20 protein-coding genes are annotated in these 22,982 nt (G+C 55.8%); 3 read left to right on the forward strand and 17 right to left on the reverse strand.

The genetic code is table 11. From position 1 onward, the window contains the following. Positions 1 to 33 precede the first annotated feature (33 nt). Positions 34 to 1,077 (reverse strand): GMP reductase, encoded by a 1,044-nt coding sequence (locus ACOT1A_RS08075; protein ID WP_022647054.1) that lies wholly within the window; start codon positions 1,075 to 1,077, stop codon positions 34 to 36. 228 nt (positions 1,078 to 1,305) lie between these two features. Between ACOT1A_RS08075 and coaE the strand changes: the two genes are divergently transcribed. Genes coaE through yacG form a run of 3 tightly spaced genes read left to right on the forward strand, consistent with a single transcriptional unit; the run spans position 1,306 to position 2,873 of the window. Then, positions 1,306 to 1,926, forward strand: coding sequence for a dephospho-CoA kinase (coaE, locus tag ACOT1A_RS08080; protein ID WP_105323013.1), 621 nt, complete (start codon positions 1,306 to 1,308; stop codon positions 1,924 to 1,926). Next, entirely contained in the window at positions 1,926 to 2,669 is a 744-nt protein-coding gene (gene zapD / locus ACOT1A_RS08085; protein ID WP_105323012.1) for a cell division protein ZapD, read from the forward strand. The genes coaE and zapD overlap by 1 nt, the downstream gene beginning before the upstream one ends. Positions 2,670 to 2,678: 9 nt before the next feature. Then, on the forward strand, positions 2,679 to 2,873 hold the full coding sequence (gene yacG, locus ACOT1A_RS08090) for a DNA gyrase inhibitor YacG (RefSeq protein WP_003856332.1): 195 nt from the start codon (positions 2,679 to 2,681) through the stop codon (positions 2,871 to 2,873). A gap of 34 nt (positions 2,874 to 2,907) precedes the next feature. On the opposite strand, the gene mutT is transcribed toward yacG, so the two are convergent. The 16 genes from mutT to ftsI all read right to left on the reverse strand — a co-directional run bounded on the left by mutT (position 2,908) and on the right by ftsI (position 22,979). Further along, positions 2,908 to 3,300: an 8-oxo-dGTP diphosphatase MutT gene (mutT, locus tag ACOT1A_RS08095; RefSeq protein ID WP_032621758.1), complete on the reverse strand. Its 393-nt coding sequence runs from the start codon at positions 3,298 to 3,300 to the stop codon at positions 2,908 to 2,910. A gap of 57 nt (positions 3,301 to 3,357) precedes the next feature. Further along, complete coding sequence (gene secA / locus ACOT1A_RS08100; RefSeq protein WP_022647050.1) at positions 3,358 to 6,063, reverse strand: preprotein translocase subunit SecA; 2,706 nt, start codon at positions 6,061 to 6,063, stop codon at positions 3,358 to 3,360. Between the two features lie 58 nt (positions 6,064 to 6,121). Further along, complete coding sequence (gene secM, locus ACOT1A_RS08105; protein WP_105323059.1) at positions 6,122 to 6,625, reverse strand: secA translation cis-regulator SecM; 504 nt, start codon at positions 6,623 to 6,625, stop codon at positions 6,122 to 6,124. Between the two features lie 280 nt (positions 6,626 to 6,905). Then, positions 6,906 to 7,823: a UDP-3-O-acyl-N-acetylglucosamine deacetylase gene (gene lpxC / locus ACOT1A_RS08110; protein WP_003856337.1), complete on the reverse strand. Its 918-nt coding sequence runs from the start codon at positions 7,821 to 7,823 to the stop codon at positions 6,906 to 6,908. Positions 7,824 to 7,924: 101 nt separating this feature from the next. Next, on the reverse strand, positions 7,925 to 9,076 hold the full coding sequence (gene ftsZ, locus ACOT1A_RS08115; RefSeq protein WP_022647048.1) for a cell division protein FtsZ: 1,152 nt from the start codon (positions 9,074 to 9,076) through the stop codon (positions 7,925 to 7,927). A gap of 62 nt (positions 9,077 to 9,138) precedes the next feature. Then, positions 9,139 to 10,395, reverse strand: a complete 1,257-nt coding sequence (ftsA, locus tag ACOT1A_RS08120) for a cell division protein FtsA (RefSeq protein ID WP_003856340.1) — start codon at positions 10,393 to 10,395, stop codon at positions 9,139 to 9,141. Continuing rightward, positions 10,392 to 11,234 carry a cell division protein FtsQ gene (gene ftsQ / locus ACOT1A_RS08125; protein WP_003856342.1) on the reverse strand — a complete coding sequence of 281 codons (843 nt, stop codon included), beginning with the start codon at positions 11,232 to 11,234 and terminating at the stop codon, positions 10,392 to 10,394. The genes ftsA and ftsQ overlap by 4 nt, the downstream gene beginning before the upstream one ends. 1 nt (position 11,235) lies before the next feature. Beyond that, complete coding sequence (locus ACOT1A_RS08130) at positions 11,236 to 12,156, reverse strand: D-alanine--D-alanine ligase (RefSeq protein ID WP_023299324.1); 921 nt, start codon at positions 12,154 to 12,156, stop codon at positions 11,236 to 11,238. Next, positions 12,149 to 13,624 carry a UDP-N-acetylmuramate--L-alanine ligase gene (gene murC / locus ACOT1A_RS08135; RefSeq protein ID WP_022647046.1) on the reverse strand — a complete coding sequence of 492 codons (1,476 nt, stop codon included), beginning with the start codon at positions 13,622 to 13,624 and terminating at the stop codon, positions 12,149 to 12,151. Before murC ends, ACOT1A_RS08130 begins: the two co-directional genes overlap by 8 nt. 59 nt (positions 13,625 to 13,683) lie before the next feature. Continuing rightward, positions 13,684 to 14,748: an undecaprenyldiphospho-muramoylpentapeptide beta-N-acetylglucosaminyltransferase gene (gene murG / locus ACOT1A_RS08140; protein WP_038415340.1), complete on the reverse strand. Its 1,065-nt coding sequence runs from the start codon at positions 14,746 to 14,748 to the stop codon at positions 13,684 to 13,686. Continuing rightward, positions 14,745 to 15,989 carry a cell division protein FtsW gene (gene ftsW / locus ACOT1A_RS08145; RefSeq protein WP_022647044.1) on the reverse strand — a complete coding sequence of 415 codons (1,245 nt, stop codon included), beginning with the start codon at positions 15,987 to 15,989 and terminating at the stop codon, positions 14,745 to 14,747. The genes murG and ftsW overlap by 4 nt, the downstream gene beginning before the upstream one ends. Continuing rightward, on the reverse strand, positions 15,989 to 17,305 hold the full coding sequence (murD, locus tag ACOT1A_RS08150; RefSeq protein WP_276170076.1) for a UDP-N-acetylmuramoyl-L-alanine--D-glutamate ligase: 1,317 nt from the start codon (positions 17,303 to 17,305) through the stop codon (positions 15,989 to 15,991). The genes ftsW and murD overlap by 1 nt, the downstream gene beginning before the upstream one ends. A gap of 2 nt (positions 17,306 to 17,307) precedes the next feature. Then, positions 17,308 to 18,390, reverse strand: a complete 1,083-nt coding sequence (gene mraY, locus ACOT1A_RS08155; RefSeq protein ID WP_003856353.1) for a phospho-N-acetylmuramoyl-pentapeptide-transferase — start codon at positions 18,388 to 18,390, stop codon at positions 17,308 to 17,310. Beyond that, the gene (gene murF, locus ACOT1A_RS08160) at positions 18,384 to 19,742 is read right to left on the reverse strand and encodes a UDP-N-acetylmuramoyl-tripeptide--D-alanyl-D-alanine ligase (protein ID WP_232934351.1); all 1,359 of its coding nucleotides are present in this window, start codon (positions 19,740 to 19,742) and stop codon (positions 18,384 to 18,386) included. Before murF ends, mraY begins: the two co-directional genes overlap by 7 nt. After that, complete coding sequence (gene murE / locus ACOT1A_RS08165) at positions 19,739 to 21,226, reverse strand: UDP-N-acetylmuramoyl-L-alanyl-D-glutamate--2,6-diaminopimelate ligase (protein WP_046619892.1); 1,488 nt, start codon at positions 21,224 to 21,226, stop codon at positions 19,739 to 19,741. Before murE ends, murF begins: the two co-directional genes overlap by 4 nt. Further along, on the reverse strand, positions 21,213 to 22,979 hold the full coding sequence (gene ftsI, locus ACOT1A_RS08170) for a peptidoglycan glycosyltransferase FtsI (protein WP_038415335.1): 1,767 nt from the start codon (positions 22,977 to 22,979) through the stop codon (positions 21,213 to 21,215). Before ftsI ends, murE begins: the two co-directional genes overlap by 14 nt. Positions 22,980 to 22,982 lie beyond the last annotated feature (3 nt).

Raw genomic sequence — 22,982 nt, forward strand, 5'->3', positions numbered from 1 at the left:
TGCTGGCGCACGGACGCGCGCCAGCCGTAGCCGTCAGAGGCTATTAAATACGCGGTTTTCCTGCTCCTGAACGCGGATAAACGTCGTGCGTTTCGTCAGCTCTTTCAGGCGGGAAGCCCCAACGTAGGTGCAGGCAGAACGCAGACCGCCGAGGATATCGCGCGCCGTGTTTTCGACCGGGCCGCGCAGTGGCAGCTTCACGGTTTTACCTTCCGCCGCACGGTATTTCGCGACACCACCCACGTGACGGGTCATCGCAGATTCAGAGCTCATTCCGTAGAACAGCATGAATTTCTCACCGTTCTCTTCCACCACGGTACCGCCGCTCTCTTCGTGGCCTGCCAGCATGCCGCCGAGCATCACGAAGTCCGCGCCGCCGCCGAAGGCTTTCGCCACATCGCCTGGCATGGTGCAGCCACCGTCGCTGATGATCTGGCCGCCCAGACCGTGCGCGGCGTCAGCGCATTCAATTACCGCAGACAGCTGCGGATAACCCACACCGGTTTTCACGCGCGTGGTGCAAACGGAGCCCGGGCCAATGCCCACTTTCACAATGTCGGCCCCGGAGAGGATCAGCTCTTCACACATTTCACCGGTCACCACGTTGCCCGCGATGATGGTTTTGGTTGGCCAGGCTTCACGCGCCTTGCTGACGAACTGGACGAAATGCTCGGAATAACCATTTGCCACGTCAATGCAGACAAAATTCAGCGCCGGATTGGCGTTCAGGATCTGTTTGGTTTTCTCGAAATCTGCATCAGACGTACCGGTCGAGACCATCACATGCTTCACCACGTCAGCCGAGGCGGAGGCGACAAACGCATTCCACTCCTCAGGGCTGTAGTGTTTATGTACCGCAGTAAGGATGTCGAATTGCGCCAGCGCGGTCGCCATCTCGAAGGTCCCGACGGTGTCCATGTTGGCCGCGATAATCGGCACGCCAGACCACGTCTGACCGGAATGCTTAAAGGTGAATTGACGTTCGAGTTCAACGTCTGAGCGACTTTTCAGTGTAGAGCGTTTAGGGCGGATAAGAACGTCTTTGAAACCTAACTTCAGATCTTCTTCGATACGCATGTGCGGATTCCTGGGGTTAGAGGCAAATATATTAAAAGCACAACTCCAGTGACGCTATCATACGCACTAATACCTGCTCCGCAAGACTGCGAAATTCTCTTTTTTTACGCTACAATCCTATAAATTTACCTGGTAAAAAGCGGGTAAAGAGAGCTAAACATTGGCTGTTGTAAGTTTGAATTTTAAGCAACTGATTTTAAAACTGAATAATTCCCAGGATCTGATTTAATGGGGTATATCGTCGCATTAACCGGCGGCATCGGTAGTGGTAAAAGCACCGTTGCGCACGCGTTTGCTCGTCTCGGCATCACGATTATCGACGCCGATATCATTGCCCGTCAGGTGGTAGAACCCAATACACCCGCCTTAAACGCCATCGAAGCGCATTTTGGTCGCCGTGTGATACAGGCTGACGGCACCCTGAATCGTCGGCAGCTGCGTGAGTGCATATTTTCCGATCCGGCGGAAAAAGCCTGGCTTAATGCCCTGCTCCACCCCATTATCCACCAGGAAACTCAGCGTCAGATTGCCGCAGCCAGTTCGCCCTATGTGTTGTGGGTGATCCCGTTACTGGTGGAAAATCAGCTTCAAAATAAAGCAAATAGAACGCTGGTGATTGACGTTTCCCGCGAAACGCAAATCCAGAGAACCATGGCGCGTGACCATGTTTCACGCGAGCATGCTGAACAAATTCTTGCCGCACAGGCCACGCGCGAAGCGCGCCTCGCCGTTGCGGATGATGTTATTGATAATAACGGCGCACCAGATGCCATTGCATCGGATGTTGCTCGTCTGCACGCGAAGTATCTGACCTTCGCCGCGCAGGCCGTTGCACAGGAAAAACCATAATGTCGACTCATATCCTTTTTGAGCATCCGCTTAACGAAAAAATGCGTACCTGGCTACGCATAGAATTTCTTATTCAACAACTTTCACAACATCTGCCCGTCAACGATCATGCCACCGCGCTGCATTTTTTCCGCAACGTGGGCGATCTGCTGGATGTGATTGAACGCGGCGATGTCCGCACTGAGCTGTTGAAAGAGCTGGAGCGCCAGCAGCGTAAATTACAGGCCTGGGCCGAAGTACCGGGCGTAGATACAAGTCGAATTGACGCTTTACGCCAGCAGCTAAAAAACAGCAGCGCGACGCTGATGGCCGCGCCGCGCGTTGGACAATTTTTACGCGAGGACCGTCTGATTGCGCTGGTGCGTCAGCGTCTGAGCATACCGGGCGGTTGCTGTAGCTTTGACCTTCCAACGCTGCATATGTGGCTGCACATGCCGCAGGAACAGCGCGATCGCCAGGTAAACAGCTGGATGGGCAGTCTGGAGCCGATGAATCAAACGTTATCCCTGATCCTCGATCTTGTGCGTAACTCTGCCCCGTTCCGCAAGCAGACCAGTCTCAACGGTTTTTATCAGGATAACGGCGACGACGCCGATCTTCTGCGTTTGAATCTCTCTCTTGGCGAGCAGCTTTACCCGCAAATTTCCGGACATAAAAGCCGTTTCGCGATCCGCTTTATGCCGCTGGACAGTGAGCATGGCACCGTGCCGGAACGCCTCGATTTTGAACTGGCCTGTTGTTAAGGAGTGCCGATGTCTGACGTAACCACCGTAAACTGCCCAACCTGTGGGAAAACTGTCGTCTGGGGAGAAGTGAGTCCATTTCGCCCATTCTGCTGCAAACGCTGTCAACTTATAGACCTGGGCGAATGGGCGGCGGAAGAGAAACGCATTCCGAGCGAAGGCGATCTCTCGGATAGCGATGACTGGAGCGAAAACCAGCAGTAACATTAAAAGCCTGCTGGCGCTTCGCTTAGCAGGCCTACGGTTGTGCGACCAGCCGGAGGATCACAGGCTCATTGGCAGGCGGGAATTTTTCCGCATCGCTGGCCTGAAGCTCAATCCAGTTACCCGGCTGCCCCTCTTTTCCCCATGGCTCACCTTCCCAGTTTTCCACCAGCCAGAACCAGAGCGTGATGTGCCTGTCCGGAAACTGGTACTCCAGCTTATCGAACAGCGTTGCGTCAAGCGGGGTGATCCCCACCTCTTCCTGAAGCTCACGCACCAGCGCCTGCTCCGGCGTTTCACCTGATTCGATTTTCCCGCCGGGGAATTCCCATTTGTTGGCCATATGCGCATCGGCGGCACGTTGGGTAATGAAGATCTGGTTTTGCGGGTTGCGAATGATCCCGACAGCAATTTGCAGTGTTTTCATCATGTCACGTCCATAAAAAAGGCGCAGATATCTGCGCCTTTTCGGTTTGTTATGTTCTTAGCTCAGGCGGCCGTGGCACGCCTTGTATTTTTTGCCGGAACCGCATGGGCACGGATCGTTACGACCGACTTTACGATCGCCCGTCTGCGCTGCGATTGCCGCTGCGGCTTCGCTCTCATCGGTCTGATGACTCAGCTGCTGCATCTGTGCCAGACGCTCAGCTTCTTCACGACGCTGCTGCTCCATCGCTTCCACTTCTTCCGGCATACGCACCTGAACTTTGCTCAGAGTGCTGATGACTTCATACTTCAGCGACTCCAGCATGGCAGCAAACATGGAGAAGGATTCACGCTTGTACTCCTGCTTCGGATCTTTCTGCGCATAACCACGCAGGTGGATACCCTGACGCAGGTAGTCCATTGCCGCCAGGTGCTCTTTCCACAGGGAGTCCAGGGTCTGCAACATTACGCCTTTCTCGAAGTGACGCATCATCTCAGCGCCAACCACTTCTTCCTTACGCTTGTAGACGTCCAGCGCGGTTTCGTAGATACGCTCGCGCAGGGTCTCTTCGTGCAGCTCAGGCTCTTTGTCCAGCCACTCTTTGATTGGCAGTTCGAGGTCGAAGTCGTTTTTCAGACGTTCCTGCAGGCCTTCGATATCCCACATCTCTTCCAGAGACTGCGGTGGAATGTGCGCGTCGATAGTGGCTTTGAACACATCTTCGCGAATGCTGTTGATGGTTTCGCTCACGTCGGACACGTCCAGCAGTTCGTTACGCTGGGTATAGATTGCACGACGCTGGTCGTTGGCAACGTCATCATATTCCAGCAGTTGCTTACGAATGTCGAAGTTGCGGCTTTCTACTTTACGCTGGGCGTTGGCAATCGCTTTGGTAACCCACGGGTGCTCGATCGCTTCGCCAGGTTTCATGCCCAGTTTACGCATCATGCCGGACACACGGTCAGAGGCGAAAATACGCATCAGCGCATCTTCCATGGACAGATAGAAGCGGGAAGAACCGGCATCACCCTGACGGCCCGCACGACCGCGCAGCTGGTTATCGATACGACGAGATTCATGACGCTCGGTACCAATGATGTGCAGACCACCGGATGCCAGCACCGCGTCGTGACGCACCTGCCAGTCGGCTTTTATCTGCGCGATTTGCTCCGGGGTTGGGTTTTCCAGCTCGGCCACTTCGGCCTGCCAGCTACCGCCGAGCATAATATCGGTACCACGACCCGCCATGTTGGTAGCGATGGTTACGGCAGCCGGGTAACCCGCCTGCGCAACGATATCTGCTTCTTTAGCGTGGAACTTGGCGTTCAGCACGTTGTGCTTGATGCCCGCCTTGGTCAGCTCGTTAGACACCACTTCAGATTTCTCGATGGAGATGGTCCCCACCAGAACCGGCTGGCCCTTCGCGGTACGATCGCGAATATCTTCGATGATCGCCTGGATTTTTTCCGCTTCGGTCATGTATACCAGGTCCGGCATATCCTTACGGATCATTGGACGGTTGGTTGGTACAACCACGGTATCCAGCTTATAGATGGAGCTAAACTCAAACGCTTCGGTATCTGCGGTACCGGTCATCCCCGCCAGCTTCTCGTACAGACGGAAGTAGTTCTGGAAGGTGATGGAGGCCAGCGTCTGGTTTTCGTTCTGAATATCCACGCCTTCTTTCGCTTCCACGGCCTGGTGCAGACCATCGGACCAGCGACGTCCCTGCATGGTACGACCGGTGTGTTCATCGACGATGATGACTTCACCGTCTTTAACGATGTAGTCAACGTCGCGGGTGAACAGGGCGTGCGCGCGCAGTGCAGCCGTTACGTGGTGCATCAGCATGATGTTGCTCGGGGAGTACAGAGACTCGCCCTCTTCCATAATGCCTTCAGCCACCAGCAGCTCTTCGATTTTCACCAGGCCGCGTTCGGTCAGGTTGACCTGACGCGCTTTTTCATCCACGGAGAAGTGACCTTCACCCTGGAAAGTATCGGAGTCTTCTTTCTCCTGACGCAGCAGGTGTGGAATGATTTTGTCGACTTTACGGTACATCTCGGAGCTGTCTTCGGCCGGGCCGGAGATGATCAGCGGGGTACGCGCTTCATCGATCAGAATGGAGTCAACCTCATCCACCAGCGCATAGTGCAGTTTACGCTGGACGCGCTCTTCAGGGCTGAACGCCATGTTGTCACGCAGGTAGTCGAAGCCGTATTCGTTGTTGGTGCCGTAGGTGATGTCCGCGTTGTAGGCTTCACGCTTCGCAGGTGCCGGCAGGCCGGACATGTTAATGCCCACGGTCATGCCGAGGAATTCGAACAGTGGACGGTTATTTTCGGCGTCGCGTTGCGCCAGATAGTCGTTGACGGTAACAACGTGAACGCCCTTACCCGTCAGCGCATTCAGGTAAGCCGGCAGCGTTGCAGTCAGGGTTTTACCTTCACCGGTACGCATTTCCGCGATGCAGCGCTCGTTGAGCACCATCCCGCCCAGCAGCTGCACGTCGAAGTGACGCATGCCGAACACGCGTTTACTGGCCTCACGTACTACGGCAAAGGCTTCCGGGATCAGGCTTTCTAAGGTTTCGCCTTTCTCCAGACGCGCACGGAACTCCGCGGTTTTTGCTTTCAGTTCATCATCAGAGAGCTTCTCCATCGCCGGTTCCATACCGTTGATGACGTTCACAGCTTTGCGCATGCGGCGCAGGGTACGATCGTTACGACTACCAAAAACTTTGGTTAACAATTTGATTAGCATAATAAATTCTCAAACGCCCCAGTCGGGCAGATAAATTAAGGTATTGAAAAAGATTAATTTAGCTGAGGCGTTGAGGCCCGGCACGGATGCCGTGAACCTGGCTAATCCAGGCCGAAACAGAGAAGGATGCGGGGGAAACAAAAGCAGTTTGCGCCGTCTGACTCACGGTCACAGGCGGCTGGTTGTCCTGCGTCAGAAGCGCATTGAGCGTATCGAGCAGAGCAAGGTGCTGAGCCTGGACCGGCAGCGTTTCTTCAGCAACAGGCATCGTCTGCGGCGCCATCGCGAACGACAGATGGCGAATAACCGTGCGAATCGCGTGTTGCTGCCAGTAATCAACGGAGAAATTGGGACGACGGCTGGCTTCAAGCCATGCGAGATTAGTGAAGTTAACCCGCGTGGTGAGATCGTGTTTGGTCGTCGTGGAACGTGCTGGCGTTGCCGCGTCTGCGCTGTTGCTGAGCACAGGCAAGCCGAGACTCGCCGCGACCATCCCCAATAAGAGATGCGGCCAGAAGTAACGTCTGCCAAATTGTCGCCAGCGCGTCAGTATTCCGCTCACTTGCTCCACCACGTTCGCCCGCCAGTGCAGGCTGAGTTCAGTTATTCTTTTTTAGCGCCCAGATATTACCACTAAAGCCAATACACGACAGCAGGAATGACACCTTGCAGCAGGTAAAAACGGTCATTAATGCAGCGAACACACCGTTATTTGGCACCCAACACAGGCCAGGGGTGAGAGAGACAAATCCAGAAAGGGCAGAAATAAAAACGACTGGCTTCCCTGGTCGGAGAGAGTACCAGGTGAACCAGTCGCTTTTCTTACGAAACGGCTTTAACCGTTACGCCAGGACCATAGTCGGGGCTTTGAACGCCAGCGGCAGTTCAGCTTCGTCTTCGAAGGTCACATATTCCCAGGCTTCCTGTTTTGCCAGGACGGCCTGCAACAGTTTGTTGTTCAGTGCATGACCGGATTTAAACGCGGTAAAGGCACCAATGATGTTGTGACCACACATGAAGAGGTCGCCGATCGCGTCCAGCATTTTGTGACGAACAAATTCATCTTCAAAACGCAGACCGTCTTCGTTCAGTACGCGATAATCGTCAACAACGATGGCACAATCGAAGCTGCCGCCCAGGCACAGGCCGCGGGATTGCAGATATTCGATATCACGCATAAAGCCGAAGGTACGTGCTCGGCTGATCTGACGCATGAACGCATCCGCAGAGAAGTTCATCGCATAGCGCTGGGTGCTGGAGTCAATCGCCGGATGGTTAAAATCGATGGTGAAGTCCAACGAGAAACCATTGTACGGTTTGAATTCAGCCCATTTGTCGCCATCTTCGACGCGAACGGTCTCTTTAATGCGAACAAATTTCTTCGCGCAGTTCAGTTCTTCGATGCCGGCATCCAGCAACAAATAAACGAACGGAGCAGCACTCCCGTCCATGATCGGGATTTCTGGCGCATCGACTTCAACCATAATGTTGTCGATACCCAGACCCGCCAGGGCGGCGTTCAGGTGCTCTACGGTAGAAATCCGCACGTCATGCTCGTTCACCAGACAAGTACAGAGCATAGTATCACGCACAGATTTGGCATCGGCCGGAAAATCTACCGGTGGATTCAAGTCGGTGCGACGATAGATGACCCCGGTATTGGCCGGCGCAGGGCGTAACGTCAGTGTGACTTTCTTGCCGGTATGTAAACCGACACCCGTCGCCTGAACGATACGTTTAAGTGTCCTTTGTTTGATCATCGTATAATCTCGCCAAATTAACTATCCAACCGAGAGTGTATATCACTAACGGTGGGCCAGTTTAGCACAAAGAGCGCAAATCCCCAAATTCCAGCCAATTCTTAGTCAGCTTGCTTACGCAGGAACGCCGGGATATCCAGATAATCTGGCTCTTTTGCCGTTTGTGGAGTCGGGTCGTTCACCACTTTCGCAGCCGGTTTTTGCTCCTGAGTCAGAGGCGACATACCGTGCTGCTGGTAACGATCCATCACCGGTTGCTGAGTCTGTTTGTTGGTCACGAGGGTGATCTCAGGACGCTTGTCCATACCGATACCGGTGGCCACAACGGTCACACGCAGTTCGTCGTTCATTTCCGGGTCAAGGGACGTACCGATAACAACGGTAGCGTTGTCAGAGGCGAATGCACGGATGGTGTTACCCACGGTTTCGAACTCATCCAGACGCAGGTCAAAGCCAGCGGTAATGTTGACCAGCACGCCGCGCGCGCCAGACAGATCGATATCTTCCAGCAGTGGAGAAGAGATCGCCATTTCAGCGGCTTCTTCCGCACGGTCTTCACCGCTCGCCACGCCAGAGCCCATCATCGCGTAGCCCATCTCGGACATCACTGTGCGAACGTCTGCAAAGTCAACGTTCATCAGGCCAGGACGGGTAATCAGTTCAGCGATACCCTGAACCGCGCCTTTCAGCACGTCGTTTGCCGCGCCAAAGGCGTCCAGCAGAGAGATACCGCGACCCAGCACTTTCAGCAGCTTGTCGTTCGGAATGGTAATCAGAGAGTCCACGTGCTTGGACAGCTCGGTGATACCCTGCTCCGCGAAAGCCATACGCTTCTTACCTTCAAAGTTGAAAGGCTTGGTCACGACAGCAACGGTCAGAATACCTAAATCTTTAGCGACTTCCGCCACAACGGGTGCTGCACCGGTACCTGTACCGCCGCCCATACCCGCTGCGATGAAGACCATGTCTGCACCGTCCAGTGCAGCGCGCAGCGCTTCACGATCTTCTTCAGCCGCGTTGCGGCCCACTTCCGGGTTAGCCCCTGCTCCCAGACCTTTGGTGATGCCACCACCGATCTGAATCGTCTGGCCAACAGCCGTTTTACGCAGCGCCTGCGCATCGGTGTTCACCGCGAAGAATTCAACACCTTCGATGCGCTCGCGCACCATGTGCTCTACGGCGTTACCGCCGCCGCCACCGACGCCGATGACTTTAATCACCGCGTCGTTGGTTAATTCCATAGGTTCAAACATAATCTCTCTCTCCGTTGTGCCTGTCGCCCGAGACCGCTAATTCTCTCCGGTCTCTTAAAAAATTAAAATTCTTTTCGCAACCAGGTGTTAAGTCGTTTGACCCACGACCCCACCGAGACGCGTTTTTCCACCTCTGCCTCACCACTTAAATGGGATTCTTTCCCGTAGTGCAGCAGGCCCACCGCCGTTGAATAGTACGGCTCCTGAGCATAATCCGTTAAACCGGTGATATTCAGCGGCGCACCAATACGCACCTGCGTATGGAACACGCGCTGAGCGCAGGCCGCAAGACCTTCAATTTGCGCTGCCCCGCCGGTTAATACAATCCCCGCTGCGAGATGATGTTTCACACCCTGCTGGCGAAGCTGTTCCTGTAACTGCAAAATCTCTTCGTTGACCAGGTTGAGCAGCTCGGTATAACGCGGCTCAATTACCTCAGCCAGCGTCTGGCGTTGCAAACTGCGCGGCGGTCGACCGCCTACGCTCGGTACTTCAACGCTCTCGTCTTTGCCGACGATAGAGCCCAGCGCGCAACCGTGGCGCACTTTAATCGCCTCTGCATCGCTCGGTGGCGTACCAAAGGCGTAAGCGATATCGCTGGTCACCACATTCCCGGCGTACGGGATCACTTTGGTGTGGCGCAACGCACCGCCGGTATAGACAGCCATGTCCATTGTACCACCACCAATATCGACCACACAGACGCCCAGTTCACGTTCGTCTTCGGTCAGCACGGAATAGCTCGCGGCAAGTCCGGCGAAAATTAGTTGGTCAACTTTCAGGCCACAACGTTCAACGGCTTTTACAATGTTCTTCGCCATATCGTTGTGACATGTGATCAGGTGCACTTTTGCCTGCATACGTACGCCCGACAGACCGACCGGATTCTTGATACCTTCCTGGTAGTCGATCGCGTATTCTTGCGGGATCACATGCAGCACACGGTGCTCGTCGCGAACACGCACGGATTTCGCCGTGTGGACAACGTTCTCAACGTCTTCCTGCGTCACTTCTTCTTCAGAAATCGGCACCATACCGATTTCATTCTGGCAACTGATGTGCTTACCAGAAAGGGCCAGATAGACAGAGGAAATCTGGCAATCTGCCATCAATTCAGCCTGGTCGATGGCGCGCTGAACGCATTTCACCACCGACTCAAGGTCGTTTACCCCACCTTTATCCATACCACGGGAAGGGCAACTGCCCACGCCAATGATATTGACCATACCGTCGGGCAGAACTTCCCCTACCAAAGCGGCAACCTTCGCGGTGCCAATCTCCAGTCCTACTACCAATTTTCTGTCCGTCGACTTGATCATTGTTGTTCTGCCTGTACCTGTGCCTGATTTTGTTGCTGATTAGGTTCCTCGACCGGAGCCGGCTCCCAACCGACTGCTGCGCCTGAGTCATAGCGCAAATCAACGTAGCTTATCCGTTTGCCATCCGTCTGCGCCTGCTGCTGTAAAACCGGGTAAAGTTCTACAAAACGCGCCAGACGTTTCATTGTGTCGCCGCGGCCAAGATTGAGCTTAATGCCATTCGTTAAGGTCAGCTGCCAGGAACGGCGCGCCGTCATCGCAGCATCTTTTAACGTAAAGCGATCCTTAGCCAGCACCTGCCCCATCTCACGAAAACCCTGCAATACTTCGTTTTCGCTGCCTTCCGGGCCATACAACATCGGTAAATTCTGCTTGTTGACACGATCGCTCGGGACGCTGAACGAATTTCCGTCTACGTCAACCATATGCTGATCATTCCAACGCGCAATCGGCACATATTCAACCAGATGAATCTTCAATTCATCAGGCCATTGCTTTCTGACACTCGCCTGTTTTATCCACGGCAGACGTTCAATCTGGCTCTGGATAATGTTGACGTCCTGCGTCATAAAGGTGCCAGGCGACCCCAGCGCCAGAATTGACTGGCGAATGTCATCGTTACGCGTGTAGTGACGCTCTCCGGTCACTACCAGCTTCGACAGCGGCAACCGCTGTGCGTCTTCCATCCAGCCCAGCACCATCCAGCCGCTGATAAACACGGTGCACAGCACCCCGAGCAGGAAGATAATCCCTGCAAGACGCGTTCCATTACTCCGGCGCGAAGAAGAATATTCTTCTTCGTCATCGCGGTTGCGCGTGTTCAACGCAGCCTGAGACATATCAGCCCGCCTGGTCCAGAATACGTACGACTAATTGCGAGAAGCTCATTCCCGCCTGACGCGCCGCCATCGGCACAAGGCTATGGCTGGTCATACCCGGAGACGTGTTTGCTTCCAGCAGATAAAATTGCCCATCACCGTCAAGCATCACATCAATTCGTCCCCAGCCTCGGCATCCCAAAACATTCCAGGCTTTAAGCACCAGAGACTGTAATTCCGCTTCACGTTGTGCTTCAAGGCCAGCTGGGCAGAAATATTGCGTCTCATCAGAGAGATACTTCGCCTCATAATCATAGAAGACTCCGGCGGGTTGGATGCGTATTGACGGTAAAATTTCTTCACCAAGCATCGCGACGGTAAATTCCGGCCCGCTAAGCCATTTTTCAATCAGAACTTCTTCATCATGTTGAAATGCCAGTGCTAAAGCGTCAGCCAAATCTACAGCTTTATCAACTTTGGACATTCCCACGCTCGACCCTTCACGGCTAGGCTTCACAATAACCGGTAAGCCCAGTGACGCAATGCGTGTATTAACGCTGTCCGACAAGCCCAATTCAAATTCACGGCGCGTCAGTGCAACCCATGGCGCAACGGGCAGACCCGCCCCCTGCCACAGCAGTTTGCTGCGCAGTTTATCCATGGAGATGGCGGATGCCATCACGCCGCTGCCGGTGTACGGCATACCGATCAACTCCAGCAGCCCCTGCAACGTGCCGTCTTCACCGCCGCGGCCATGCAACGCGATAAAGGCTTTATCGAAGCCCATCGCTTTCAGCTGCGTAACGTCCACCTCTTTCGGATCAACCGGATGCGCGTCCACGCCACCTTCACGCAGGCCCGCCAGCACGGCAGCGCCCGAATTCAGAGAAACCTCGCGTTCGGCGGAAGTGCCGCCAAACAGGACAGCAATCTTATCAGCCATGACGCTCGTCCTCCTGAGTTTGCGGCTTCAGTTTGATTTCAGCTAAGGTACGGGCGATTTTGCCGATATTTCCCGCACCCTGAATCAGGATCAGATCGTTACCCGTCAGGACCGGGGCAAGCATTTCAGCTACCTGCACCGGGTCGGGGACCAGGATAGGGTCCACTTTACCGCGTCCGCGGATGGTACGACATAAAGACCGACTGTCCGCGCCCGGAATCGGCGCTTCACCCGCGGCATAAACATCCAGCATCAGCAGGGTATCGACCTGCGAAAGGACGTTGGCAAAATCGTCATACAGATCGCGGGTACGTGTGTAACGGTGCGGCTGGAAGATCATGACCAGATTCTTTTCCGGCCAACCCGCGCGTGCCGCTTTGATGGTTGCGTCCACCTCCGTCGGATGGTGACCGTAGTCATCGACCAGCATCGCAGAACCTGGCTTACCGTTTACTGGCTCCAGTGGGAACTCACCCAGGAAGTCGAAGCGACGGCCCGTTCCCTGGAAGCTTTCCAGCGCGCGCAGGATCGCCTCATCATCAATGCCTTCTTCCGTTGCAACAGCCACCGCCGCCGCCGCATTCAGGGCATTGTGACGTCCCGGCGCGTTCAGGGTGACATGCAGGAGCTCTTTATCCTGGCGTGCCAGGGTGAAATGTCCCTGCGCACCAATCTGCTTATAATCTTCCACGCGTACATCAGCGTCTTCGCTGAAGCCGTAGGTGGTAATTTGACGCCCGACGCGCGGCAGCAGCTCGCGGATCACCGGGTCGTCCACGCACATCACCGCACGGCCATAGAACGGCAGGTTGTGCAGGAAGTTAATAAAGGTCTGCTTTAAGTTCTCGAAGTCGCCCTGGTAGGTATCCATATGGTCAGCTTCGATATTGGTGACGATAGCCACCATCGGCTGCAAATGCAGGAACGACGCGTCGCTTTCATCCGCTTCCGCAATCAGATAACGGCTGTGGCCCAGACGCGCATGCACGCCAGCGGCTTTCACCAGACCACCGTTAACGAACGTTGGGTCGAGACCCGCTTCCGCATAAATGCTGGAGACCATCGCTGTTGTTGTGGTTTTACCGTGCGTACCGGCCACCGCAATGCCGTGACGGAAACGCATCAGTTCAGCCAGCATTTCCGCGCGACGGATCACCGGAATGCGCGCCTCATGCGCCGCAACGATTTCCGGGTTATCCGCGGAGATCGCGCTGGACACTACAACCACGCTCGCATCGCTCACGTTTTCCGGGCGATGATTGAAATAGATAGTCGCCCCCAGCGACGCCAGCTGCTGCGTAACAGGGTTTGGCGCCAGGTCAGACCCGCTGATCTGATAGCCTTCGTTAGCTAACACTTCGGCAATACCGCCCATGCCAGCACCACCGATGCCGACAAAGTGAATGTGCCGGACGCGACGCATCTCGGGCACGATAGAACGCAGTTTTGCCAGTTGTTGTGTATTCATTCTCTAAACGCCATCGACTACTTCAAAAAAATCGTGCAGCGCAACACGCGCTGCGAGAATTATGCCTGGGCTGCCAGGCTCACTTCTTTTGCCACCCGTTCCGTTGCATCCGGGATAGCGGTCGCGCGTGCGCGTTGCGCCATCTCCAGTAATACATCCCGGTTCCAGCCCGCCAGGGTAGTAGCGACCGCATCAGCGGTAAATTGTGGCTGCTCAAAAATTTTTGCGGCACCAGCTTTCTCAAGCGGCAGCGCATTCCAGTACTGCTGTCGGTCTTTGTGCTGGAACGGCACAAAAAGCGCTGGCAAACCGGCGGCGGCGATTTCGCTCACCGTCAGCGCGCCCGAGCGACAGACCACGACATCGGCCCAGGCATAGGCTGCGGCCATATCATCAATAAATTCAGTCACTTTATGCTGCGGCTGACCTTCCTGCGCGTAAGCCTGCTCAACGCTCTGCTGAGCGCCCTTCCCGCTCTGGTGCCAGATGGTCACCGCATCACCCAGTTTTGCCGCAACCTGTGGCATCGTCTGGTTTAAAATACGTGCGCCCTGGGAACCGCCGACAACCAGCACGCGCACCGGCCCTTCTCGGCCCGCCAGACGTGCATCTGGCAGCGGCAGCGCCAGCACGTCCACACGCACCGGATTCCCTACGACATCCGCTTTCGGGAATGCCCCAGGGAAGGCCTGCATAACTTTGGTGGCGATTTTTGCCAGCCATTTGTTGGTCAACCCGGCAATACCGTTCTGCTCATGCAGAACAACAGGGATGCCCAGTGACCACGCCGCCAGTCCTCCCGGACCGGAAACGTAGCCGCCCATGCCCAGAACGACGTCAGGCTTAAAGCGCTTCATAATGTCGCGCGCCTGACGCCAGGCATTGAAAATGCGCACCGGCGCCAGCAGCAGCGCCTTGATCCCTTTGCCACGAAGGCCAGAAATACGAATAAAGTCGATCTCGATACCGTGTTTAGGTACAAGGTCGGCTTCCATGCGGTCTGCGGTTCCCAGCCAGCGTACCTGCCAGCCCTGTTCCATTAAATGGTGCGCAACCGCCAGTCCCGGGAACACGTGTCCGCCGGTCCCGCCTGCCATCACCATTAACCGCTTCGGTTGATTCATCGTGAACCTCGTGTAAACGCCTGAGCTTTCTCCAGACGCGTTTCATAATCTATGCGTAACAAAAACATGATGGCCGTCGACATGATCAACAGACTCGAACCACCATAACTGATCAACGGCAACGTCAGACCTTTGGTTGGCAGCATACCCGCTGCGGCCCCAACGTTTACCAGTGCCTGGAAGCTAAACCAGATACCAATTGAGCAAGCCAGGAAACCGGAGAAGCGGTGATCGATCTCCAGCGCTTTACGGCCAATCGACATGGCGCGGAAAGCGACGAAGAATACCATTAATAGCGCCAATACCACACCGATATAACCCAGTTCTTCCCCAATAATGGAGAAGATGAAGTCGGTATGCGCCTCCGGTAAATACTCCAGTTTTTGCACCGAGTTGCCCAGGCCTTGGCCCCAGACTTCGCCGCGGCCAAACGCCATCAGCGACTGTGTCAGCTGATAACCGCTGCCGAACGGATCTTCCCATGGGTTCCAGAACGAGGTCACACGGCGGATACGGTATGGTTCGGCGAGGATCAGCAGCACCACCGCCGAAATCCCCATCCCGATGATGGCAATGAACTGCCACAGTTTTGCTCCCGCCAGGAACAGCATCGCCAGCGTAGTGACAAACAGTACGACTACCGTACCGAGGTCGGGCTGCGCCAGCAGCAGGATCGCAAGCACCAGAATCACGCCCATCGGTTTTAAGAAGCCGCGCAGGTTGTTACGAACTTCGTCGACTTTACGCACCAGGTAGTTTGCCAGGTAGCAGAACAACGAAAGCTTGGTGAACTCTGCAGGCTGAATACGCAGCGGACCAAAGGCGATCCAGCGTGATGCCCCGTTAACGGAGCTCCCGACGACCAGAACGATCAACAGCATGATGATTGAGGCGATAAGCATGGCCGTACTGTGCCGCTGCCAGAACGACATCGGCAGGCGTAAGGTGATCATTGCCAGGCAGAACGCGAGAATGATGTACAGCCCGTCACGCTTGGCAAACAGGAACGGATCGTTTGCCAGACGCTGTCCGACAGGCATCGACGCCGAGGTGACCATAATAAAGCCGGTCGCTGCCAGCCCCAGCGTGAGCCAGAACAGCGTGCGGTCGTACATAATCAGGCTGTCGGAATCTTTATCCCGTGAAGCCATCACCCAGCCTTTCAGCGCCGTAAACAGCCATACCAGGATACCAAACCCTGGCAGACGCGGCATTTTCAGGCGAGGGAGAGATAAACGCATCAGCCTAACTCCTTCGCCAGGCGGGTAAAGACATCGCCCCGCTGTTCGAAATTCTTAAATTGATCGAGGCTGGCACAGGCTGGCGAGAGCAGCACCATATCGCCGGGCTTCACGCGGGGGGCGATAAGGCGCATCGCCTGTTCCATGGTCTCGGTTTGTTCGGCGACCTCAGGACGCAACGCCGCAAGCTCGCTGCCATCGCGGCCAAAGCAATAAAGGCGCACGTTATCACCATTGAGGTACTGCTTCAGCGAGGAGAAATCGGCTGATTTACCGTCGCCGCCCAGCAGCAGATGCAGTGTGCCTTCAACGTACAGACCGTTCAATGCCGCCTCGGTGCTACCCACATTGGTTGCTTTGGAATCGTTAATCCAGCGTACGCCTTTGTGCTCCAGCGCCAGCTGAAAACGGTGAGCCAGGCCGGTAAAGGTGGTCAGCGCCTTCAGGCTTGAAGATCGCGGCAGGCCAACGGCATCCGCTAGCGCCAGCGCCGCCAGCGCGTTGGTGTAGTTATGCTGGCCGGAGAGCATCATCTCTTTCACGTTCAGCACCTTCTCACCTTTCACCCGCAGCCAGGTTTCGCCCTGCTGGCGGTTAAGGTGATAGTCACCCATGTTAATACCGAAGCTAATGCAGCGATCGTCTGCGCCACGCACCGGCATGGTGAGTGCATCATCGGCATTCACCACGCAGACTTTGGCATTTTCATAGACACGCAGCTTGGCCGCGCGGTACTGCTGCAAGCCGAACGGGTATCTGTCCATATGATCTTCGGTGACATTAAGGATCGTCGCCGCCGCCGCATGCAGGCTTGAAGTGGTTTCCAGCTGGAAGCTGGAAAGCTCAAGTACAAACAGCTCACACCCTTTATCGAGCAGCATCAACGCGGGCAGGCCAATATTACCGCCCACGCCGACATTTTTGCCCGCCGCTTTCGCCATCTCACCCACCAGGGTGGTGACGGTGCTTTTACCGTTTGAACCGGTAATGGCAACGATCGGGGCCTGCGCCTCCCGGCAGAACAGTTCGATATCGCCAACAATCTCAACGCCTGCATCCGCCGCGGCACTCAGCGAAGGATGCGCCAGCGCCATGCCCGGGCTGGCAACAACCAGATCGGCGACCAGCAGCCACTCATCATTCAGACCACCCAGGTGGCGTTCAACCTGCTCCGGCAGCTTGTCCAGACCCGGCGGAGAGACGCGCGTATCCATCACGCGCGGCGTCACGCCACGCGCAAGGAAAAAGTCCACGCAGGAGAGGCCGGTAAGGCCCAACCCGATGATAACGACTTTTTTGCCCTGGTAATCTGCCATGATTAACGTACCTTCAGCGTTGCCAGGCCAATCAGCACCAGCATCAGCGAAATAATCCAGAAGCGCACAATGACGCGCGGCTCCGGCCAGCCTTTCAGTTCATAGTGGTGGTGAATCGGTGCCATACGGAAGATGCGCTGACCGCGCAGCTTGAAGGAACCGACCTGCAAAATCACCGACAGGGTCTCAACGACAAACACACCGCCCATAATCACCAGCAGGAACTCCTGACGCAGCAGCACGGCGATAATGCCCAGCGCGCCGCCCAGTGCCAGTGAACCGACGTCGCCCATAAAGACCTGCGCCGGATATGTGTTGAACCACAGGAAGCCCAGCCCCGCGCCGACAATCGCCGTACAGACGATCACCAGCTCACCAGCGTGTCGCAGGTACGGGATGTGCAGGTAGTTTGCAAAGTTCATGTTACCGGTCGCCCACGCCACCAGCGCGAAACCGCCCGCGACAAACACGGTTGGCATGATGGCCAGGCCGTCCAGACCATCGGTCAGGTTGACGGCGTTGCCGGTGCCGACGATCACAAAGTAAGCCAGCAGAATGTAGAACAGCCCCAGCTGCGGCATCACGTCTTTGAAGAACGGCACCACCAGCTCGGTGGCCGGGGTGTCTTTTCCTGCCAGGTAAAGCGCGAAGGCCACACCCAGCGCAATTACCGACATCCAGAAATACTTCCAGCGGGCGATCAAACCTTTGGTGTCTTTGCGCACGACTTTGCGGTAGTCATCAACAAAACCGATGATCCCGTAGCCAACCAGAACGGTCAGCACGCACCAGACGTAGGGGTTAGACGGATAAGCCCACAGCAGAACGGACACCACAATCGCGGTCAGGATCATTATCCCGCCCATGGTCGGCGTACCGCGCTTGCTGAAATGCGATTCCGGACCGTCGTTACGCACGACCTGGCCGAAAGAGAGTTTTTGCAGACGGGCAATCATGCGCGGGCCCATCCACAACGAGATGAACAGCGCAGTCAGCAGGCTGACGATGGCGCGAAACGTCAGATAGGAAAAGACGTTAAAGCCTGAATAATATTTGACCAAATGTTCGGCCAGCCAAACTAACATGTCCCGTTCTCCTGTAATGCGTGCACAACCTCTTCCATGGCGGCACTACGTGAACCTTTAACTAAAACAGTCACAATCTGTTTTTCTGTAATCAATGCCTTCAGGCGTTCGATCAGTGCAGATTTATCGGCAAAATGTTCGCCAACTTCACTGGCATCGGAAATGGCCTTGCTCAGCGTGCCTGCGCTCAGTACGCGGTCAAGCCCGGCAGCTTTCGCCGCTTCGCCAACCTGTATGTGGCAGGCTTCGCTTTCATCACCCAGCTCGGCCATATCGCCCACAACCATCACGCGATAGCCCGGCATCTCAGACAAGACCTGCACGGCCGCCGTCATGGAGCCGACGTTAGCGTTGTAGGAGTCATCCAGCAGGAGTTTGTTTTCAGCCAGCTGGATCGGGAACAGACGCCCCGGCACGGCTTTTAAATTTGCCAGACCAGTTTTTATCGCAGCGTGTGAGGCCCCTACCGCCATTGAGAGCGCTGCCGCAGCAAGCGCATTGGCGATGTTATGACGACCCGGCAGAGGCAGCAGCACGTCGATGTCGCCCGTTGGGGTCGTGAGGGTGAACTCGGTGCCGTGGGACGTCACATGAATGTTGGTCGCCGAAAAATCACTGTTTGCCGCATTCGGGGAGAAGCGCCAGGTTTTGCGTGAACCAATGATGCTCTGCCAGTTCAGCCAGTCATTGTTATCGGCATTCATAATGGCAATGCCGTCATCCGGCAGGCCGGTATAAATTTCACCTTTCGCTTTCGCCACACCGGCCAGCGAACCAAAACCTTCAAGATGTGCCGCCGCCAGGTTATTCACCAGCGCCGCTTCCGGACGCGTCAGGCTCACGGTCCAGGCGATTTCGCCCTGATGGTTAGCCCCTAACTCAATCACCGCATATTCATGCTCGTGGGTCAGGCGCAGCAGCGTCATCGGTACACCGATGTCATTATTAAGGTTGCCCGCCGTATAAAGCGTGTTTCCGCACTGGCTAAGGATCGCCGCCGTCATCTCTTTAACGGAGGTTTTGCCCGACGAGCCCGTCAGCGCCACGACGCGTGTTGGCACCTGCTGGCGAACCCATGCCGCCAGCTCACCAAAGGCCAGGCGCGTATCTTTCACCACAATCTGCGGCAAATCGATATCGAGCTTACGGTTGACCAGCAGCGCACCCGCGCCGTTATCTTTAGCCTGTTGCGCAAAATCGTGGGCGTCAAAACGTTCCCCCTTCAGCGCCACAAACAGGCAGCCCGCCGTCACCTTACGGGTGTCGGTGGTCACAGCCTCGATGGTCAGATCCTGACCATGCAGCATCCCCTGCAATACCGCAGCGGCCTGGCTTAACGTAATGCTAATCATGCCACCACTCCCAGCAGACGCGCTGCCGTCACGCGGTCGGAGTAATCCAGACGACGATTGCCGACGATCTGATAATCTTCATGACCTTTACCGGCCAGCAGAACCACATCATTCTCCTGCGCCTGCATAATGGCGTTAGTCACGGCCTCCGCACGGCCTTCGACCACGCGCGCACGACCCGCATCCAGCATGCCCGCCAGAATGTCGTTGATAATGGCCCTCGGCTCTTCGGTACGCGGGTTGTCATCGGTCACCACGGGAATATCCGCGAACTGCTCAGCGATGGCGCCCATCAGCGGACGTTTACCCTTGTCGCGATCGCCACCGCAGCCAAACACGCACCAGAGCTTGCCTGCGCAGTGCAGACGCGCCGCTTCCAGCGCTTTTTCCAGCGCATCCGGCGTATGGGCGTAATCCACGACCACCGTCGGCTTGCCCGGCGCACTGAACACTTCCATGCGGCCACAGACCGGTTGCAAACGCTCAGACGTTTTCAGCAGATCCACCATCGGGTAACCCAGCGCCAGCAGCGTCGCCAGCGCCAGCAGCAGGTTACTGACGTTAAAGGCCCCCATCAGGCGGCTTTCAATTTCACCTTCGCCCCAGGTGGAAGCAAAGCGGATCGTCGCCCCGCTATCGTGGTAGTTCACTTCGACTGCCTTCAGCCAGCGGCCACGACAGTTCGGATTAATGCGATCTTCCATCGACACCGCCACCGCATCTGGCAGTTTTTCCAGCCAGCGGCGACCGACTTCGTCGTCGGCGTTAATGATCGCCTGCCCGTGGTGGTGAGTGGAATAAAGCAGCCATTTCGCCGCTTCGTAGTGCTCCATATCACCATGATAATCAAGGTGATCGCGGCTCAGGTTTGTAAAGACAGAGGCGGCAAATTTCAGTGCCGCCACGCGATGTTGTACCAGACCATGGGAGGAGACCTCCATCGCCGCGAAGGTCGCCCCCTGCTCTGCAAGGCCTGCCAGCACACGCTGCACGTCAACCGCCGAGCCTGTAGTGTTTTCCGTCGGGCTTACTTTGCCCAGAATACCGTTCCCCACCGTGCCCATGACGGCACCGGTTTCACCCAGCAGCTGAGCCCACTGCGCCATCAGCTGAGTGGTGGTGGTTTTTCCGTTGGTTCCTGTCACGCCAACCAGCTTTAACTGGTCGGAAGGTTCGTTGTAAAAACGTCCTGCCAGCGCGGAGAGACGCTCATTCAGCTGGCTGAGATAGATGACCGGCACGCCGTGCATTTCACGGATCTCACCGTCTGTTGCCTCATCTTTGGCCTCAGCAATAATGGCAGCAACACCTTGCGCAATCGCCTGCGGGATATAACGACGCCCGTCCGCCTGATGACCTACCACTGCCACAAAAAGATCGCCAGAAGCCGCTACGCGGCTATCCAGTACCATCTCTCGCAGTGCTCGCGCAGGTAGCATAGGCACCCACGGAGCAAGAAGGTCGCGCAAATTACGATCTGCCACCTGTTCCCTCGCCTTGATTAATTACAAATTCACTTTTTTCGCCCGTCGCCAGCGCATCCGGTTCAATGTTCATGGTGCGCAACACGCCGCCCATAATAGCCCCGAACACAGGCGCGGAGACGGCGCCGCCGTAGTATTTACCCGCCTGCGGATCGTTGATGACGACCACCAGCGCAAAACGCGGATTGCTTACAGGCGCTACGCCTGCGGTATAGGCAATGTATTTGTTGATATAGCGGCCGTCCGGCCCCACTTTTTTCGCTGTACCGGTTTTGATGGCGATACGATAGCCCTTAATCGCGGCCTTCACGCCACCACCACCGGGCAGCGCGACGCTTTCCATCATATGTACGACGGTACGAACGATAGATTCCGGGAAAACACGTTCCCCCGGTACCGGTGGATCAACTTTGGTGATCGACAGCGGGCGATAAATGCCATAGCTGCCAATCGTTGCGTAGACTCGCGCTAACTGTAAGGGAGTTACCATTAGCCCGTAGCCGAAAGAGAAGGTGGCCCTCTCTATGTCAGACCACCGTTGTTTTTGAGGATATAAGCCACTGCGTTCTCCGACCAACCCCAAATTGGTCGCCTTTCCCAGCCCAAAACGTGAGTAAGTATCTACTAACGCTGAGGACGGCATCGCTAACGCCAGTTTTGACACACCGACGTTACTCGACTTCTGTAAGACCCCGGTCAGGGTCAGTTCGCTGTAACGTGCCACGTCTTTTATTTCGTGGCCGTTAATTCGATAAGGGATCGTATTCAGAACGGTATTTTCGTTGACGATGCCCCGCTGTAGAGCCGTCATCACCACCATAGGTTTTACGGTTGAACCGGGTTCAAACACATCGGTGATGGAGCGGTTACGCATCGCATCTTTTGCTGTACCGGCAAAATTATTCGGGTTGTATGAGGGACTACTGGCCATCGCCAGCACTTCACCTGTCGCCACATCCACCAGCACGGCACTGCCCGATTCCGCCTTGTTAAACGCGACGGCGTTGTTCAGCTCACGATAGACCAGCGCCTGCAAGCGCTCATCAATACTCAGGGCCAGGTTGTGCGCGGCCTGGCTGTCTGTCGAGGAAATATCTTCAATGACGCGACCATAGCGGTCTTTACGCACGATTCGCTCGCCAGGCTGGCCGGTAAGCCACTTGTCGAAGCTTTTTTCAACGCCTTCAATCCCCTGGCTATCCACGTTGGTGAAGCCAATCAGGTGCGCGGTGACTTCGCCGGAAGGATAATAACGGCGGGATTCTTCCCGCAGATGAATGCCGGGCAGCTTAAGTTTTTTAATGTAATCAGCCATGTCAGGGTTCACCTGACGGGCAAGATAGATGAAGCGCCCTTTCGGGTTGGCGTTAACGCGTGACGCCAGCTGATCCAGCGGCATTTTCAACGCGTCTGAGAGCGCCTTCCAGCGGTTATCAAGGGTGATCCCGCCTGCGTCATGCAGCTCTTTAGGATCGGCCCAGATCGCCTTCACCGGTACGCTCACCGCCAGCGGGCGGCCGGAGCGGTCGGTGATCATCCCACGAGAGGTAGAAACTTCCTGCACGCGCAGAGAACGCATATCCCCCTGACGCACCAGCATGTCAGGCGCGATGATTTGTAGCCACGCCACGCGTCCCAGCAGGAAACCCAGCGCCAGTAAAATGCAGCCGCAAAGCAACGCAAAACGCCAACTGATAAAGTTGGCCTGTTCTTCCTGGCGTTTTGGTTTTAGCGTTTTTGCCGCTGCTTTCATGCG

Origin of the sequence: Enterobacter cloacae complex sp. SYL003 (assembly GCF_049236925.1) — a bacterium.
Taxonomy (GTDB): domain Bacteria; phylum Pseudomonadota; class Gammaproteobacteria; order Enterobacterales; family Enterobacteriaceae; genus Enterobacter; species Enterobacter intestinihominis.

Coding starts and splice junctions, on each gene's coding strand:
- ftsZ (WP_022647048.1), bottom strand. CDS start 9,076: ATGTTTGAACCTATGGAATTAACCAACGACGCGGTGATTAAAGTCATC.
- murC (WP_022647046.1), bottom strand. CDS start 13,624: ATGAATACACAACAACTGGCAAAACTGCGTTCTATCGTGCCCGAGATG.
- secA (WP_022647050.1), bottom strand. CDS start 6,063: ATGCTAATCAAATTGTTAACCAAAGTTTTTGGTAGTCGTAACGATCGT.
- murF (WP_232934351.1), bottom strand. CDS start 19,742: ATGATTAGCATTACGTTAAGCCAGGCCGCTGCGGTATTGCAGGGGATG.
- ftsQ (WP_003856342.1), bottom strand. CDS start 11,234: ATGTCTCAGGCTGCGTTGAACACGCGCAACCGCGATGACGAAGAAGAA.
- mraY (WP_003856353.1), bottom strand. CDS start 18,390: ATGTTAGTTTGGCTGGCCGAACATTTGGTCAAATATTATTCAGGCTTT.
- yacG (WP_003856332.1), top strand. CDS start 2,679: ATGTCTGACGTAACCACCGTAAACTGCCCAACCTGTGGGAAAACTGTC.
- murD (WP_276170076.1), bottom strand. CDS start 17,305: ATGGCAGATTACCAGGGCAAAAAAGTCGTTATCATCGGGTTGGGCCTT.
- ACOT1A_RS08075 (WP_022647054.1), bottom strand. CDS start 1,077: ATGCGTATCGAAGAAGATCTGAAGTTAGGTTTCAAAGACGTTCTTATC.
- ftsA (WP_003856340.1), bottom strand. CDS start 10,395: ATGATCAAGTCGACGGACAGAAAATTGGTAGTAGGACTGGAGATTGGC.
- lpxC (WP_003856337.1), bottom strand. CDS start 7,823: ATGATCAAACAAAGGACACTTAAACGTATCGTTCAGGCGACGGGTGTC.
- mutT (WP_032621758.1), bottom strand. CDS start 3,300: ATGAAAACACTGCAAATTGCTGTCGGGATCATTCGCAACCCGCAAAAC.
- zapD (WP_105323012.1), top strand. CDS start 1,926: ATGTCGACTCATATCCTTTTTGAGCATCCGCTTAACGAAAAAATGCGT.
- ftsI (WP_038415335.1), bottom strand. CDS start 22,979: ATGAAAGCAGCGGCAAAAACGCTAAAACCAAAACGCCAGGAAGAACAG.
- ftsW (WP_022647044.1), bottom strand. CDS start 15,989: ATGCGTTTATCTCTCCCTCGCCTGAAAATGCCGCGTCTGCCAGGGTTT.
- coaE (WP_105323013.1), top strand. CDS start 1,306: ATGGGGTATATCGTCGCATTAACCGGCGGCATCGGTAGTGGTAAAAGC.
- murG (WP_038415340.1), bottom strand. CDS start 14,748: ATGAATCAACCGAAGCGGTTAATGGTGATGGCAGGCGGGACCGGCGGA.
- ACOT1A_RS08130 (WP_023299324.1), bottom strand. CDS start 12,156: ATGGCTGATAAGATTGCTGTCCTGTTTGGCGGCACTTCCGCCGAACGC.